The organism is Oxalobacteraceae bacterium OTU3CAMAD1 (genome assembly GCA_024123915.1).
In the GTDB taxonomy this organism is placed as follows: Bacteria; Pseudomonadota; Gammaproteobacteria; order Burkholderiales; family Burkholderiaceae_D; genus Rugamonas.
Window position 1 is genome coordinate 308389 of record CP099650.1, and the last position, 13957, is coordinate 322345.

16 protein-coding genes are annotated in these 13957 nt (G+C 64.8%); 10 read left to right on the plus strand and 6 right to left on the minus strand.

Going from position 1 to position 13957, the window contains the following annotated elements; translation table 11 throughout:
- Positions 1-43: 43 nt before the first annotated feature.
- On the minus strand, positions 44-952 hold the full coding sequence (gene rsmI, locus NHH88_01220) for a 16S rRNA (cytidine(1402)-2'-O)-methyltransferase (GenBank protein ID USX14448.1): 909 nt from the start codon (positions 950-952) through the stop codon (positions 44-46).
- A 112-nt stretch (positions 953-1064) separates the two neighbouring features.
- Between rsmI and NHH88_01225 the strand changes: the two genes are divergently transcribed.
- From NHH88_01225 to cynS, 6 genes are all read left to right on the plus strand, one after another.
- Positions 1065-2369 (plus strand): penicillin-binding protein activator, encoded by a 1305-nt coding sequence (locus NHH88_01225; protein USX14449.1) that lies wholly within the window; start codon positions 1065-1067, stop codon positions 2367-2369.
- 7 nt (positions 2370-2376) lie between these two features.
- Positions 2377-2754: a YraN family protein gene (locus tag NHH88_01230; protein USX14450.1), complete on the plus strand. Its 378-nt coding sequence runs from the start codon at positions 2377-2379 to the stop codon at positions 2752-2754.
- 57 nt (positions 2755-2811) lie between these two features.
- Positions 2812-3408 (plus strand): phosphoheptose isomerase, encoded by a 597-nt coding sequence (locus tag NHH88_01235; protein ID USX14451.1) that lies wholly within the window; start codon positions 2812-2814, stop codon positions 3406-3408.
- On the plus strand, positions 3401-4108 hold the full coding sequence (locus tag NHH88_01240) for a BON domain-containing protein (protein ID USX14452.1): 708 nt from the start codon (positions 3401-3403) through the stop codon (positions 4106-4108). Before NHH88_01235 ends, NHH88_01240 begins: the two co-directional genes overlap by 8 nt.
- An 83-nt stretch (positions 4109-4191) precedes the next feature.
- Positions 4192-4737, plus strand: coding sequence for a TlpA family protein disulfide reductase (locus tag NHH88_01245; protein USX14453.1), 546 nt, complete (start codon positions 4192-4194; stop codon positions 4735-4737).
- Between the two features lie 70 nt (positions 4738-4807).
- On the plus strand, positions 4808-5251 hold the full coding sequence (gene cynS, locus NHH88_01250; GenBank protein ID USX14454.1) for a cyanase: 444 nt from the start codon (positions 4808-4810) through the stop codon (positions 5249-5251).
- A gap of 109 nt (positions 5252-5360) precedes the next feature.
- Here cynS and NHH88_01255 read toward each other — a convergent pair whose 3' ends face one another.
- The 5 genes from NHH88_01255 to NHH88_01275 form a co-directional block, all read right to left on the minus strand.
- Positions 5361-6179 (minus strand): DUF3034 family protein, encoded by an 819-nt coding sequence (locus tag NHH88_01255; protein USX17501.1) that lies wholly within the window; start codon positions 6177-6179, stop codon positions 5361-5363.
- A 97-nt stretch (positions 6180-6276) separates the two neighbouring features.
- Positions 6277-6756 (minus strand): group 1 truncated hemoglobin, encoded by a 480-nt coding sequence (locus tag NHH88_01260; protein ID USX14455.1) that lies wholly within the window; start codon positions 6754-6756, stop codon positions 6277-6279.
- Between the two features lie 44 nt (positions 6757-6800).
- Positions 6801-7223 carry a PaaI family thioesterase gene (locus NHH88_01265; protein USX14456.1) on the minus strand — a complete coding sequence of 141 codons (423 nt, stop codon included), beginning with the start codon at positions 7221-7223 and terminating at the stop codon, positions 6801-6803.
- A 51-nt stretch (positions 7224-7274) separates the two neighbouring features.
- A complete protein-coding gene (locus NHH88_01270) occupies positions 7275-7979 on the minus strand; it encodes an anti-sigma factor (protein ID USX14457.1) in 705 nt (234 codons plus the stop codon).
- Complete coding sequence (locus NHH88_01275; protein ID USX14458.1) at positions 7976-8563, minus strand: sigma-70 family RNA polymerase sigma factor; 588 nt, start codon at positions 8561-8563, stop codon at positions 7976-7978. The genes NHH88_01270 and NHH88_01275 overlap by 4 nt, the downstream gene beginning before the upstream one ends.
- A gap of 175 nt (positions 8564-8738) precedes the next feature.
- On the opposite strand from NHH88_01275, the gene NHH88_01280 reads away from it, so the two are divergent.
- From NHH88_01280 to NHH88_01295, 4 genes are all read left to right on the plus strand, one after another.
- Positions 8739-10772: a TonB-dependent receptor gene (locus tag NHH88_01280; GenBank protein ID USX14459.1), complete on the plus strand. Its 2034-nt coding sequence runs from the start codon at positions 8739-8741 to the stop codon at positions 10770-10772.
- Positions 10773-10872: 100 nt separating this feature from the next.
- On the plus strand, positions 10873-12366 hold the full coding sequence (locus NHH88_01285) for a DUF4331 domain-containing protein (protein ID USX14460.1): 1494 nt from the start codon (positions 10873-10875) through the stop codon (positions 12364-12366).
- 10 nt (positions 12367-12376) lie between these two features.
- Positions 12377-12646 (plus strand): hypothetical protein, encoded by a 270-nt coding sequence (locus NHH88_01290; GenBank protein ID USX14461.1) that lies wholly within the window; start codon positions 12377-12379, stop codon positions 12644-12646.
- Between the two features lie 60 nt (positions 12647-12706).
- Positions 12707-13882 (plus strand): hypothetical protein, encoded by a 1176-nt coding sequence (locus tag NHH88_01295; GenBank protein ID USX14462.1) that lies wholly within the window; start codon positions 12707-12709, stop codon positions 13880-13882.
- Positions 13883-13957: the final 75 nt, after the last annotated feature.

Below are 13957 nucleotides of genomic sequence, written 5' to 3' on the forward strand. Positions count from 1 at the left end.
ACGTGGAACTTGTGGATGCTGGCTTCCTGTCCGAAAGTCCCTGTTAGTCTTCTTCTTTTAACTGTAACGCGCGGTCGTACAGCGCGTTTTTCTTGCGGCCGGTGATCTGGGCGGCCAGGTTGGCGGCCTGCTTGACCGAGCATTCGGTCAGCAAAATCTTCAATATCCGCTCGGCTTCGACATCCTGCTCGTCCTCGGCCGCCGGCGCGCCGGCCAGCAGCACGACGAATTCGCCCTTTTCGCGGTGCGGATCGGCCTTGATCCACGCCTCCGCCGCCGACAAGGGGCAGCGGTGGATTTCCTCGAACATTTTGGTCAGCTCGCGCGCGAACACCACTTCGCGCTCCGGCTCGAACACGGACGCCAGCGCGACGGCGCAATCCAGTATCCGGTGCGGCGCCTCGTAAAACACCATCGTCGCCGTCACCGCGCGCAATGTGCCGAGGAAATTCTCGCGCTGCTTGGCCTTGGCCGGCAGGAAACCGACAAAGTAAAATTGATCATTCACCAGCCCGCTGGCCGACAACGCCGTCACCGCCGCCGACGCCCCCGGCAGCGGCAATACGCGCAAACCGGCCGCCCGCACCGCGTCGACGATGCGCGCGCCCGGATCGGACACGCCCGGCGTGCCGGCGTCCGACACCAGCGCGATGCGCTCGCCACCCTGCAGGCGCGCGATCAGGGTCTCGGCCACTTCGCGCTCGTTGTGCTGGTGCGCGGCGATCAACGGCTTGTGCAGCCCGAAACGTGTCATCAATTGCGCCGTGTTGCGGGTATCCTCGCAGGCGACCGCGTCGACCAGGCTCAAAACGTGCAACGCGCGCAGCGTAATATCGGTCACATTGCCGATGGGGGTCGCCACGATATACAAGGTTGCGCTAGGATAGGCCTGGTGCGCCGTTTCACCCAGCACGGGTAGGGTGGAGATGGCGCGGGAATCTTGGTCGGTCATTGGGGGTCGAATGAAAAGTATGAGGTTGTCGCTGCGGTATGCGGCTATTACGACGATTGCGGCGGTCACGGCCGTCGCCTTGAGTGGATGCGGCAGCACGCCGATACCACCCATGGCGCCCATTATAAGCGCAACCCCGCCGCCGCCCGCCCCGCCCAAACCGCTGCCGAAGCCGCCACCAGAGCCGACGCCGCCGGCGGCCGAAACCTTCGCCATCGACCTGCCGGGCGGCGCCGCCCCCGCAGCGCCGGGAGCCACTGGCAACCGGCCCGCCGGCGACCAGCCCGAAGGCCGCGTGGCCGACGAGCGCGCGCTGCCGTCCAACGCCCCGATCAACATGGCGCTGCTGTTGCCGCTGCGCTCCGAAACCCTGGGCGCGGCCGCCGAATCGTTGCGCGCCGGCTTCATGGCCGCCTGGGAGCGCGACCGCGACAACATCACCGTCACCGTCATCGAGACCACCGACGTGCCGCAGGACATCCTGTCGACCTACGCCAGCGCGTCCGAGCGCGAGGACATCATCGTCGGTCCGCTGGCGCGTTCGGCCGTGGCGGCGATCGCCTCCAGCCCGCTGGTGAGCAAGCCGACCATCGCGCTGAACTATCCGGAGGGCTACGGCACCGCCAGCGCCGCGCCGCTGCCGCCGAAGATGCTGGCCATGGGCCTGTCGATCGAGGAAGAGGCGCGCCAGGCCGCCCAGTGGGCGGCTGCGGACCATCCCGGCGCCAGCGCGATGATATTGACCACCAGTTCGTCGTGGCAGCGCCGCATCGCCGCCGCCTTCGCCGGCCAGTGGCAGCGCATCGGCCAGCCGGTGCGCATGGTCGAGCTCAACGCCCCCAACGGCTACCTCAGCGATCCGGACTTGGTGCAGCTGCGCGCGCGCCTGGCGCAGGATCCGCCCGGCCTGCTGTTCTCGGCCATGGGCGCCGACCAGACCCGCCAGTTGCGCAGCGCCTTGAGCGCGCCGGTGACGACCGAGCCGACCAATCCGACCATCAGCACCGCCGACGCCATGCCGGCCCAGCCGCCGGTACCGCTCAGCTCGTTCAGCGCGCTGCCGGTCTATGGCACTTCGGCGCTCAACCCGGGCGCCACCATGGCCTTCGCCGGCCCCGAGCTGGACGGCGTGCGCCTGCTCGACCTGCCATGGCAGGTGCAACGCGACCATCCGGCCGTGATGGTCTATCCGCATCCGGTGCAGGCGGGCACGGCGGACATGGAACGCCTGTACGCGCTGGGCATCGACGCCTACCGCGTGGCGCGCGAAATCAGCCGCCATCCGGTCGGCCGCTTCCATATCGACGGCGTCACCGGCCGCCTGACGGTCGATTTCGGCTCGGGCACGTCCAGTTTCGAGCGTGTCGAGCAGCCGGCCATCTACAAAAACGGCGTGCCGCAGGCCGTCGCCCGATGAGATCGCCATGTCGCCGCCACGGCAACGCGCCAGCGGACAGCCCACCGAGCAGCAGCGGCTGGGCCGGCTGGGCGAGGACCGGGCGCTCGAGCACCTGATCGGCCAGGGCTTGACCCTGGTCGAGCGCAATTTCCTGTGCAAGGTCGGCGAAATCGACCTGATCATGAAGCAGCGGGGCGGCCTGGTGTTCGTCGAGGTGCGGCGCCGCGCGGCGGCCGGCTTCGGCGGGGCGGCCGCCAGCGTCACCCCGGCCAAGCGCCGGCGCCTGATCAACGCCGCCCAGTATTACCTGCTGCGCTACCCCGACCCGCCTCCGTGCCGCTTCGACCTGGTCGCCATCGACGATGAAACGTTGTCATGGATACAAAACATTCTGGAGTTGTAAGCATTTTTAACAGAGCTTGTCCGGCTCGTTGAGGGACTGCACTATAATCAGCACACTATGAATAATCAACGCATCCTGGCGCACTTCCACGAAAGTGCCGAAATCAAAATCCAATCCGCCACCGTCCTCGCCCCGCATCTGGCGCAGGCGATCGAACTGATGTTCTCGGCGCTGTCCAACGGCAACAAGATCCTCGTGTGCGGCAACGGCGGTTCGGCCGCCGACGCCCAGCACTTCGCGGCCGAGCTGGTGGGACGCTTCGAGCGCGAACGCTTCCCGCTGCCGGCGATGGCCCTGACCACCGACACCTCGATCCTGACGGCCGTGGCCAACGACTACAGCTACCGCGAGATCTTCTCCAAGCAGGTGCAAGCGTTCGGCCAGGCCGGCGACATCCTGCTGGCGTTTTCGACGTCGGGCAACTCGGCCAACGTGATGGCGGCCATCGAAGCGGCGCTGGAACGCGAAATGCGCGTGGTGGCGATGACCGGCAAGGGCGGCGGCGCCATCGGCAAAATGCTGACCGACGCCGACGTCCATATTTGCGTGCCGGCCGACCGCACCGCCCGTATCCAGGAAGTCCATCTGGTATCCATACATTGCATTTGCGACGGCATCGACGTCGCGCTATTCGGAGGAGATGTGAATGACTAACCCAGGTGCTATCTGGAACAAGATCCAGCGCCCGCTGGTCCTGAGCGTGCTGTGCGCAACGATGATGACCTCGCTGACCGGCTGCATCGCGCTGGTCGCCGGCGGCGCCATCAGCGGCACGCTGGCCGCGTCGGACCGCCGCACCTTCGGCGCCCAGACCGAGGACACCACGATCCAGATCAAGGCCGCGAACAAGCTGCGCAACGTCGTCGGCGACGCCGGCCACACCAACGTCAACAGCTTCAACCGCCGTGTGCTGCTGACCGGCGAAGTGCGCGACGAGGCCATGAAAGCGGCCGCCGAGCGCGAAGTGCGCGGCGTCGAAGGCGTGATTTCGGTCACCAACGAGCTGGAAATCGCCGGCCCGGCCAGCTACACCTCGCGCTCCAACGACACGCTGATCACCACCAAGGTCAAGGCCAGCCTGGTCGACGCCAAGGATATCTCGGCCAACTCCTACCAGGTCACCACCGAGCGCGGCACGGTCTACCTGCAGGGCCGCGTGACCCAGCGCGAAGGCCAGATCGGCGCCGACATCGCCCGTGGCGTCAGCGGCGTGAACAAGGTGGTCAAGGTGTTCGAGTACATCTCCGAGGACGAGTACAAGCAGTATCAGGCCACGCCTGCCGCAGCCCCGGCACCGGCGGCGACTCCGGCCAACGCCGACAGCGGTGGCGCCACCACCCACTCGGTGCAGTAAAGTTCGCCTAAAAAACGGCTCGCGGGCGTCGTCGGGGATACCGGTCTATAATGATCGCACCCTCTACGGCGCCCGACTCCATCATGCAAGATACGCTCACTTCCGCTGCTCCTTCCCCTACTTCGTCTTCGCGCGGCTGGATCAAGCCGGTGCTGGCGGCCGTGGTGATCGCCGCCATCGGCTTTGGCGGCTATGTCTCGCTGAACAAGCGCCCGGTCGCGCCGGATGTCGGCTTCGTCACCATCAAGGGCGAGAAGATCTCCCCGGACGCCTTGCGCGGCAAAGTCTACATGGTCAATTTCTGGGCGACGTCGTGCACCACGTGCGTGGCCGAAATGCCCCAAATGGTCGAGACCTACAACAAATTCAAGCCGCAGGGCATGGAATTCGTCGCCGTGGCGATGAGCTACGACCCCGCCAACTACGTCATCAACTACGCCGAAACGCGCCAGCTGCCCTTCAAGGTGGCGCTGGACACGGACGGCTCGGCCGCCAAGGCCTACGGCGACGTCTCCATGACGCCGACCACCTTCGTCGTCGGCAAGGATGGCAAAATCCTCAAGCGTTATCTGGGCAAGCCGGATTTCGACGAGCTGCACAAGCTGCTGGCCGCGTCGCTCAAGGGCTAAGAGCCCTCACCCAGCCTGCGCTGGCACAGCGCTTGCATGCTCCATGACCATCCCAACCCAAGGAGTCGTCATGGACCGCCAACAAGTCACGCATAAAATCCTGTCCGTCAAAGTCGCCCGCAAAATGCTGTGGGGCGACATCGCCAAAGAGATCGGCCAGAGCAAGGAGTGGACGACCGCCGCGCTGCTCGGCCAGATGACGTTCAACCGCCAGCAGGCCGACACCGCGCAGCGGCTGTTCGACCTGACCGACGAGGAGGCCGCGTGGCTGCAGATCGTGCCCTACAAAGGCTCGCTGCCGTCGGCGGTGCCGACCGATCCGCTGATCTACCGCTGGTACGAGATCGTCAGCGTGTACGGCACCACCATCAAGGAATTGATCCACGAGGAATTCGGCGACGGCATCATGAGCGCGATCGATTTTTCGATGGACATCCAGCGCGAGGAAGATCCCAAGGGCGACCGCGTGCAAGTGGTCCTGAGCGGCAAATTCCTGCCGTATAAATCCTACTAAGCCAGGATACACGTAGGGCGGATTAGCGAAGCGTAATCGGCCATGCATGCGTCATCGGCGGCGCATGCATGGCCGATTACGGCGTTCCGCCTAATCCGCCCTACGTGTTTTAGAAGCCCGCCTGCACCGACACGTACACGCCGTGCTGCTTCTTCGGATTGAAGATGGTGATGTCGCCCAGCTCCGCGTAGGCCGCCGTGACCGAAAAATTCTTGGTCGGGAACCAGGCCACGAAGGCGTCGTAATACGCCTTCTCGTCGTCGACGGTCAGGTTGCGCGGCTTGCGCCGGTACTCGGCGCCCACTGCCAGCTTGCGCGTGACCAGATACGCGGCCGAGAACTCCGGCATGAAGCGCCGGCTGTCGCGCAGGTCGCCGCCGAATCCCAGCAAGCCCATTTGATTGGCGTTGGTCGAGCGAAGGGTGGCGTTCAGCAGCAAGCTTTGCTCGAACAGAATCTTGGTGGCGGCGACGTAGTAGTCGTAGCCATGATCGTCCTTCGCGCCCAACTGCGTCACATTGGTCACGCCCAGCGCGCCCAGGCCACCGATGCCCTTGTTCTTCTTGTACATGGCGCCGACGGCGATCTGCGGCAGCCAGCTGTCCTGCTCGTAGACCGCGTCGCCCGCGACTTTCACCTTCAAGCCGACGATATCCTGCTGGATGGCCAGCTGGTTAAGCGGCGCCAGGCTGCCCTTGAATTCCTGGTTGGCCAGCGAAATCTCCACCCGGTCCGCGATCCCCACCGCCACGCCGTAGCTGGTCAGCTTGTAGTCCTGGGTTTTCAGATAAGTGTAGTGCGTGTTCGCGCCCCAGCTGTCGCGCGTGCCGTAACCGGAGATCAGCGCCCACGGCACGATGCCGCCGCCGCCCGCGCCTTCGACCTGGCTGACGCCCCCGGTGGCGAGGAACTTGCCCATATCCGGCATCGCCTGCGCGGCCGCGCCGCCGCAGGCACAAGCCGCGGTCACCGCCGCGAGGATACTTCTCAAAGAATGGTTGTTCACTGCGAGGCTCCCGGCCGGATCATTTGGTCACGATGGCGCGCTGCATCGGCGCCAGCTTGGCTATCAGCTTGTTCGCCACGCCATTGGGCACGTTGTTGCGCTCCATGGCGATCTGCAGGTCCTCGGTCAGCGCGTTGAACATCGCGTTGGTGATTTTCAAATCCTGGTGCACGGTCGCCATGTCACGCTCGGTGCCGACGCCGTCCATCGTCTTGTCGCGGTATTTGCCGGTGTACTTGCAAGGGCCGCCGGCGAACTCGCAGAACTGCTCCTGCAGGCGAACGTTGAGCTGCTCCATATCGAAATCGGCGAAGCTTTCCTTGATGCGCGGATCGGCCAGCATCAGCGGAATGAAGGTGTCGACGATCTTCTTGATGCCCTCTTTGCCGCCCAGGCCCTGATACACCTTGTCGTCGGTGTACGGCGTCTGCGCTACGGCCAGCGAGCAGGCCAGCAGCAACGCCATGCCGATGCCGGCCATCTTCGTGAATCGACTCATTTCATATCCTTGTGCGAGGGTTTCTTCACCGCACAATTTATCAGCTATTTGGGGAACAGAACCATCTGTGTGCAACGGAACAACGCTATTGTTTTACCAGTGGCCTGGCTGGTCACCACCGCGTCCCACACCTGCGTGGTGCGGCCCAGATGGACCGCCTTGGCGGTCGCCACGACCACGCCGTCGCGCGCGGTACCGAGGTGGTTCGACTTCAGTTCGATGGTGGTGAAATTCTGCGCGCCTTCCGGCAGATGCGCGAAACAGGCGTAGCCGCAAGCGGTATCGGCCAGCGTGACCACGCTGCCGGCATGCAGGAAACCGTTTGGCGCCAGGTGCTTGGCCGCGACCTCGAACTGCGCCACCAACTCGCCCTCGCGCACCGCCGTGATGACGATGCCGAGATGCGAAGGCAGCGTCTCCTGGCCGAACTGGTTGAAGTACTCGGGCGTGAATTTTTGAGCGTCCATGAATCTCTTTCGCGAGTAAGGGCGATGCCCAACACTCACGATGATACCAACTTACATCACGCGTACCCAAGCGCCTTTGTACAGGATAGGACCGGTCGGGCCGTTCGGATTCGGCGAGCCGCCCTTCGGCTCCAGGGTCACCGCCAGCAGCGCGACGTCGTCGCCGATGGCGTTGCTGGTCAGCGCCAGCTTGACCTCGCCGCGATCGGCCAGAAGGCCGAGCGAGCGTGGATTGCCCTGCTTGGGCACCGCCCACAGTTCCAGCGACTTATCCGACGGCACCGGCGCGTTGCCCACCATGCGCACCGTCAGCGCCTTGCGGCCGGTGTCGCCGGTCAGCACCAGCGCGGTCTGCGACTTCTCGTCGGTCAAAGTGGCGACATAATCGAGTTGCGGCGCGTCCAAGGTGCGCGTGGTGATGACCACCACCAGCAATGCCGCCAGCGCCGTCGACACCACGCCCAGCGAACGCCAGAACGTGACCGACTCGTTGCGCCAGAATTGCCACGCCGAGTGCGCGCGCTTCAGGTTCAGGCGCCGTTCGATGTTGGTCCAGACCTGGCGGCGCGGCGTCTGCGGGGTCGCGAACTCGGCCAGCGGCGTCAATCGGTCCGCCCACTCCTGCGTGGTGCGGCGCAGCGCCGCGTCGTTGTGCATATAGCCTTCGAAACGCCGCCGCGCGCCGCCCTTCAATGTGCCGAGCACGTATTCCGCCGCCAGCTTCTCGCGCAGCGGCCCGTTGTCGCGGATGTTCATGATTGCTCCCGCTTCGACAGGCAGGTCTTCAACCGTTCCAGGCTGCGGCGTATCCAGGTCTTGACGGTGCCGATCGGCAGCGCCATCTGCGCCGCCACCTCGCTATGCGACAGGTCGTGGAAAAAGGCCAGGCCGACCACCTGGCGGTGCAGCCCTTCCAGCGCGGACATGCAATAGGCCAATGCCTTGGCGTCGCTGCTCATCTGAAGTGCCTCGATCGGCGTGGCGCCCGGGTCCCGTAGTGCATTGATAACCTCGCTGTCAAACTGTTCCCCATCGATTTCGGTGGTCACATCGCTGCGGCGCAAGAGATCGAAAGCCTTGTTGCGCACGATGGTGGTCATCCACGTCATCGGTGCGGCCAAATGGCTTTGATAACTGCCGGCGTTGTTCCAGATCGCCACGAAACTCTCTTGCAACACCTCTTCGGCAAGTTCGCGCTTGGTCAATATACGCAGCGCGAAGCCAAACAGTTTCGATGATGTGGCGTCGTAGAGGGAACGGAAGGCGGCGTCATCGCGGTTGGCGGCGCCTTGCAGCCACGTGCGCAGCTGCTGGGGATCGAGTGAGTGAACGTCGGACACAGCCCGCCTTGAAAGTGATGATGCATTGATGGAAAACAAATCGAGCGTGTGAAAAATACCATATTCTCCCGCGCGCGCGCGAATAAATTATCGGGTCAACAATTGAATCCGAACCGCTTCCACCGCCGTACAAGTCCGTAACTTTGAAGAATTTATAACTCGGGTGGGAGACGCGATGGGGATCAAACGCAGGATGGCAACGGTATTGGCGGTCGCCGCCGCCCAGGGCCCGGGCGGGATGGCGCTGGCCGCCGAGGACGCCGAAGTGGCCGGCGCGGTGGCCATGACCCGGGTGACAGTGTTGGCGCATTACGACAACGCGGTCGGCACCTCGGACGCGGCCAGCCAGGGCACGGTGACCTCCAGCCTGATCGCCAGCCGCGCCGCGCTGCGCACCGGCGAGCTGCTGGAATTCGTGCCCGGCATGATCGTCACGCAGCACAGCGGCGACGGCAAGGCCAACCAGTACTTCCTGCGCGGCTTCAACCTCGACCACGGCACCGACTTCGCCACCTATGTCGACGCGATGCCCGTCAATATGCGCAGCAACGCCCACGGCCAGGGCTACTCCGACCTCAACTTCCTGATCCCCGAGCTGGTCCAGCGCATCGACTATAAAAAGGGGAGTTACTTCGCCGACGAGGGCGACTTTTCGTCGGCCGGCGCGGCCCACATCCGCCTGTCGGACCGCCTGCCCGACGGCATCGCCAGCCTGACCCTGGGACGCAACGGCTACCGCCGCGCGTTGCTGGCGGACTCGATGGACGCCGCCGGCGGCACCTTGCTGTACGGCATAGACCTGGGCCGCAACGACGGTCCGTGGCAAACCCCGGAACAGGTGCGAAAATACAACGCCATGCTGCGCTACAGCCGTGGCGACGCGCAAAACGGCTACAGCGTCACCGCCATGGCCTACCGCAACCGCTGGAACGCGACCGACCAGGTGCCGCAACGCGCCGTGCGCGACGGCCTGATCGATCGTTTCGGCACCATCGACGCCAGCGACGGCGGCGAAACGTCGCGCAGCAGCCTGTCGTGGGACATGCACCGGCGCGCCGACGGCCGCATCACCGAGGCGTCAGCCTATTTAGTGCGCTCCAGCCTGGATCTGTACAGCAACTTCACCTATCTGCTGGCCGATCCGGTCAACGGCGACCAGTTCCAGCAGAGCGAGCGCCGCACGATGGGCGGCTTCAACGCCAGCCAGACCTGGCTCGACAAGATCGCCGGCATCGACATGCGCAACAAGGTCGGCGTGCAGACGCGCTACGACCATATCTCGCCGATCGGCCTGTACGCCACGCGGCAACGTGAGCGCCTGAGCACAGTGCGCGAGGACCGCGTCAAGGAGGCGAGCGCCGGACTGTATCTGGAGAACACCAGCTATTGGCTGCCGGAATTCCGCACCATCGCCGGCTTGCGCTATGACGCCTACCGCTTCGACGTCAATGGTCGCGACGCCAGCGCGAACAAGGCCTCGCCGAAGCTGTCGCTGATCTTCGGCCCGTGGGCCAGCACCGAGTACTTCATCAACTACGGCGCCGGCTTCCACAGCAACGACGCCCGGGGCGTGCTCGCGCCCGACCGCGCCACGCCGCTGGTGGGCACGCGCGGCGCCGAACTGGGCGTGCGCAGCGAACTGGTACGCGGCCTGCAAAGCTCGCTGTCGCTGTGGACCCTGGACATCGACTCCGAACTGGTCTACGTCGGCGACAGCGGCGACACCGAGGCGAGCCGACCCAGCCGCCGCAGCGGCATCGAATGGAGCAACCACTACATCGCCGCGCCATGGCTGTTGTTCGACCTGGATCTGTCGGCCTCGCGCGCCCGCTACCGCCGCGACGACCCGGCCGGCAACCGCGTGCCCGGTTCGCTCAACAAGGTGGCCTCGTTCGGCGTGACCGTCAAGGACCTCGGGCGCTGGTTCGGCGGCATGGAGCTGCGCTACTTCGGACCGCGCCCGCTCATCGAGGACAACAGCGTGCGCTCGGCATCGACGGCGCTGGCCTACGGCCGCATCGGCTACCAGCTGAGCAAACGCACCAAACTCACCCTCGACGGCTTCAACCTGTTCAACCGCCGCGCCAGCGACATCGATTACTACTACGCCTCGCGCCTGCCCGGCGAGCCGGCGGAGGGCGTCGACGACGTCCACTCGCATCCGGTCGAGTCGCGCACCTGGCGCGTAACGCTTTCACACAATTTCTAAATATATTTTCAAAAATCTTATCGAATCTGAATCTGGCGCCGTGGACCCCGCGTATACGACCGTGCAGTCCAATCAAATCAACCAGTTGGGGAGAAATCGAATGCAAACAATCTTTAAGCAGGCGCTGTACGTGGCCGTTCTAGGCACGCTGGCCGGCGCCATCGCGCCGGCGGCCATCGCGTCCAGCCACCGCGAAGCACCGTTCGTCACGCAAAGTCCCAAAGTCGACGCCACCGACTTCTACATGTTCCGCAGCTACGAGAGCGGCCGATCCAACTTCGTCACCCTGATCGCCGACTACGTGCCGCTGCAGGACGCCTACGGTGGCCCGAACTACTTCGCCATGGATCCGAACGCGCTGTACGAGATCCACATCGATAACAACGGCGACGCCAAGGAAGACCTGACGTTCCAGTTCCGCTTCACTAACACCAACAAGGACACCAAGCTGACCGTCGGCGGCAAGGAAGTGTCGATTCCGCTGGTGATCAACGGCGGCGCCATCGCCGGCGTCAACGCCCCGGGCGCCAACGTGCGCGAGACCTACACCGTCAACGTCGTGCGCGGCGACCGCCGCACCGGCACCAAGGCGGCCGTCACCAACGTCGCCGGCGGCGCCACGTTCGACAAACCGCTCGATAACATCGGCAACAAGTCGATTCCCAACTATGCGGCCTACGCGGCGGCACACGTCTACAACGTCAACATCCCCGGTTGCAGCACGCCGGCGCGCCTGTTCGTCGGCCAGCGCAAGGATCCATTCGTCGTCAACCTGGGCGAGACCTTCGATCTGGTCAACATCAAAGCGCCGGCCACCGAGTTCTCCGCCGGCGCCGAGAAGGGCGCGAAGGACGACCTGGCGACCAAGAACGTGACGGCGATCGAGCTGGAAGTGGCGGCATCTTGCCTGACCGCGTCCACCGGGGCCGACCCGGTCATCGGCGGCTGGACCACCGCCAGCGTGCGCCAGGGACGCCTGTTGAACCCAACGCCGAATTCGAGCTCGCCGTCGAAAGAGGGCGGCGCCTGGACCCAGGTATCGCGCCTGGGCGCACCGCTGGTCAATGAAGTCGTCATCGGCCTCAAAGACAAGGACACCTTCAACGCCAGCAAGCCTGGCGGCGATGGCCAGTTCGCCACCTACGTCACCAATCCAACCCTGCCAGCGCTGATCGAAATCCTGTACGGCAAAGCCGGCGCCAAAGCGCCGACCAACTTCCCGCGCAACGACCTGGTGGCGGCCTTCCTCACCGGCGTGAAAGGCTTGAACCAGCCGGCCACCGTCACCGCGTCTGAAATGCTGCGCCTGAACACGTCGACGCCAGCCGTCGCCGCCGGCGCGCAGAAGCGCCTTGGCGTGATCGACGGCGACAACGCCGGCTTCCCGAACGGCCGTCGTCCTGGCGACGACGTGGTCGACATCGCACTGCGCGTGGTGATGGGCAAACTGTGCACCCTGAACCTGGGCTGCGCACCGGCCGACGCACCGGCCGGTGGCCTGCACTTCACCGACGGCGCCTACCTGGACGACAGCTTCTTCAACGCCTCGTTCCCGTACCTGAAAACGCCGATCGCCGGTTCGCCGCAGATGTAAGGGGGACGACATGAGATCCCTTAAATATCTGGGCCTGGTATGCGTGCTCGCGTTGAGCGCCTGCGGCGGCGGCAGCGACCATATCGCCTCCACGCCACCGCCAACGCCGCCTGTGGTCACGCCACCGGTGGTCACGCCGCCGGTCAGCATGTTGGATAGCTTCTTCGCTGCGGTGATGTCCCTCATCGGCGATGGCAGCGAAACCACCACCGAGCCGACGGCGACCGACTCTGTCGCCGTCACTACGCCGGATGACACGGAACCGGCAACCGTGAAGTAAGCAAGCAGTGACAAGGGCGGACGCCGCACGGTCCGCCCTTTACGCCGTTTAGAGGCCATCATGAGAACAAGAATATTCATCGCCCTGGCGTTATCGGCCGCCACCGCGCAAGCCGCGCCCTACATTCCGTCCAGCGGCAAGCAAGTGATCGAAACGCTGCCGCGCCGTGGCGATCCGGTGCAACAGCAGTTGCGCAGCCTGCGCGCGGAGTTGAACGCCAAGCCGACCGATATCGCGCTGGCCACCAGCGTCGCGCAGCGCTACATTTCGCTGGGCCGCAGTGAAACCGATCCGCGCTATCTGGGCTACGCGCAGGCCGCGCTGGCGCCATGGTGGTCGCAGGCCGCGCCACCGCCGCAGGTGCGCCTGCTGCGCGCAACGCTGCTGCAAAGCACCCATCAATTCGGTCCCGCGCTGGCGGACCTGAAAGGCGTGTTGGCGGCGCAGCCGGACAACGCGCAGGCGTGGCTGACGCAAGCGACAGTGCAAACGGTGCAGGGCGATTACGACGGCGCCACCGCCAGCTGCGCACACTTGTCGAACCTGTCGATAGAGCTGATCACCGTGACGTGCATCGCCAATGTCGGCACGGTCACGGGCCGCTCGGTTAAAAGCGAGCAGCTGTTGGACCTGACGTTGGAACGCAGCGCCAACGCGCCGGAGGAGTTGAAGGAATGGGCGCTGACACTGCTGGCCGAAATGGCGCAGCGGCGCGGCGACACCGCGGTGGCAGAGACGCGCTTTAAAAGCGCGCTGACCATGGCCCCGAATGACAGCTATCTGCTTGGCGCCTACGCCGACCTCCTGCTGGAGCAAAAGCGGCCAGGCGAGGTGTTGACGCTGTTGCGCGACCAATCGCGGATCGACGCGCTGTTATTGCGGCGCGCGCTGGCGTTGCAGCAGCAGGATGGCAAGAGCGGCGCGCTGGCCGCCGACATCAAGGAGCTGGCCGCCCGCTTCGACGCCGCCGCGCTGCGCGGCGATACGGTGCATCAACGCGAGCAAGCGCGCTTTGAATTAATGCTGCGCCGGAATGCACCGACCGCATTGGCACTGGCGAAGAAAAACTGGGCGATACAAAAAGAGCCGGCCGACATACGCATCTATCTGGAAGCGGCGGCGCAAGCGCGGGATGTAGGCGCCGCGAAACCAGTGATTGACTGGGTAAAGCAGCATCAGATCGAAGACGTCGCCGCGCAGCGCCTGATACGCCAACTAACCAACGGAACCACGTAGGGCGGATTAGCGAAGCGTAATCGGCCATGCATGCTCAGTCGGCGGCTCAAAGATGGCCGATTACGGCGTTCCGCC

Excerpts from the sequence above, each read along its gene's own strand:
- rsmI (USX14448.1), bottom strand. The coding sequence starts at position 952 with ATGACCGACCAAGATTCCCGCGCCATCTCCACCCTACCCGTGCTGGGT.
- NHH88_01225 (USX14449.1), top strand. The coding sequence starts at position 1,065 with ATGGCGCCCATTATAAGCGCAACCCCGCCGCCGCCCGCCCCGCCCAAA.
- NHH88_01230 (USX14450.1), top strand. The coding sequence starts at position 2,377 with ATGTCGCCGCCACGGCAACGCGCCAGCGGACAGCCCACCGAGCAGCAG.
- NHH88_01235 (USX14451.1), top strand. The coding sequence starts at position 2,812 with ATGAATAATCAACGCATCCTGGCGCACTTCCACGAAAGTGCCGAAATC.
- NHH88_01240 (USX14452.1), top strand. The coding sequence starts at position 3,401 with ATGACTAACCCAGGTGCTATCTGGAACAAGATCCAGCGCCCGCTGGTC.
- NHH88_01245 (USX14453.1), top strand. The coding sequence starts at position 4,192 with ATGCAAGATACGCTCACTTCCGCTGCTCCTTCCCCTACTTCGTCTTCG.
- cynS (USX14454.1), top strand. The coding sequence starts at position 4,808 with ATGGACCGCCAACAAGTCACGCATAAAATCCTGTCCGTCAAAGTCGCC.
- NHH88_01255 (USX17501.1), bottom strand. The coding sequence starts at position 6,179 with ATGCCGGATATGGGCAAGTTCCTCGCCACCGGGGGCGTCAGCCAGGTC.
- NHH88_01260 (USX14455.1), bottom strand. The coding sequence starts at position 6,756 with ATGAGTCGATTCACGAAGATGGCCGGCATCGGCATGGCGTTGCTGCTG.
- NHH88_01265 (USX14456.1), bottom strand. The coding sequence starts at position 7,223 with ATGGACGCTCAAAAATTCACGCCCGAGTACTTCAACCAGTTCGGCCAG.
- NHH88_01270 (USX14457.1), bottom strand. The coding sequence starts at position 7,979 with ATGAACATCCGCGACAACGGGCCGCTGCGCGAGAAGCTGGCGGCGGAA.
- NHH88_01280 (USX14459.1), top strand. The coding sequence starts at position 8,739 with ATGGGGATCAAACGCAGGATGGCAACGGTATTGGCGGTCGCCGCCGCC.
- NHH88_01285 (USX14460.1), top strand. The coding sequence starts at position 10,873 with ATGCAAACAATCTTTAAGCAGGCGCTGTACGTGGCCGTTCTAGGCACG.
- NHH88_01290 (USX14461.1), top strand. The coding sequence starts at position 12,377 with ATGAGATCCCTTAAATATCTGGGCCTGGTATGCGTGCTCGCGTTGAGC.
- NHH88_01295 (USX14462.1), top strand. The coding sequence starts at position 12,707 with ATGAGAACAAGAATATTCATCGCCCTGGCGTTATCGGCCGCCACCGCG.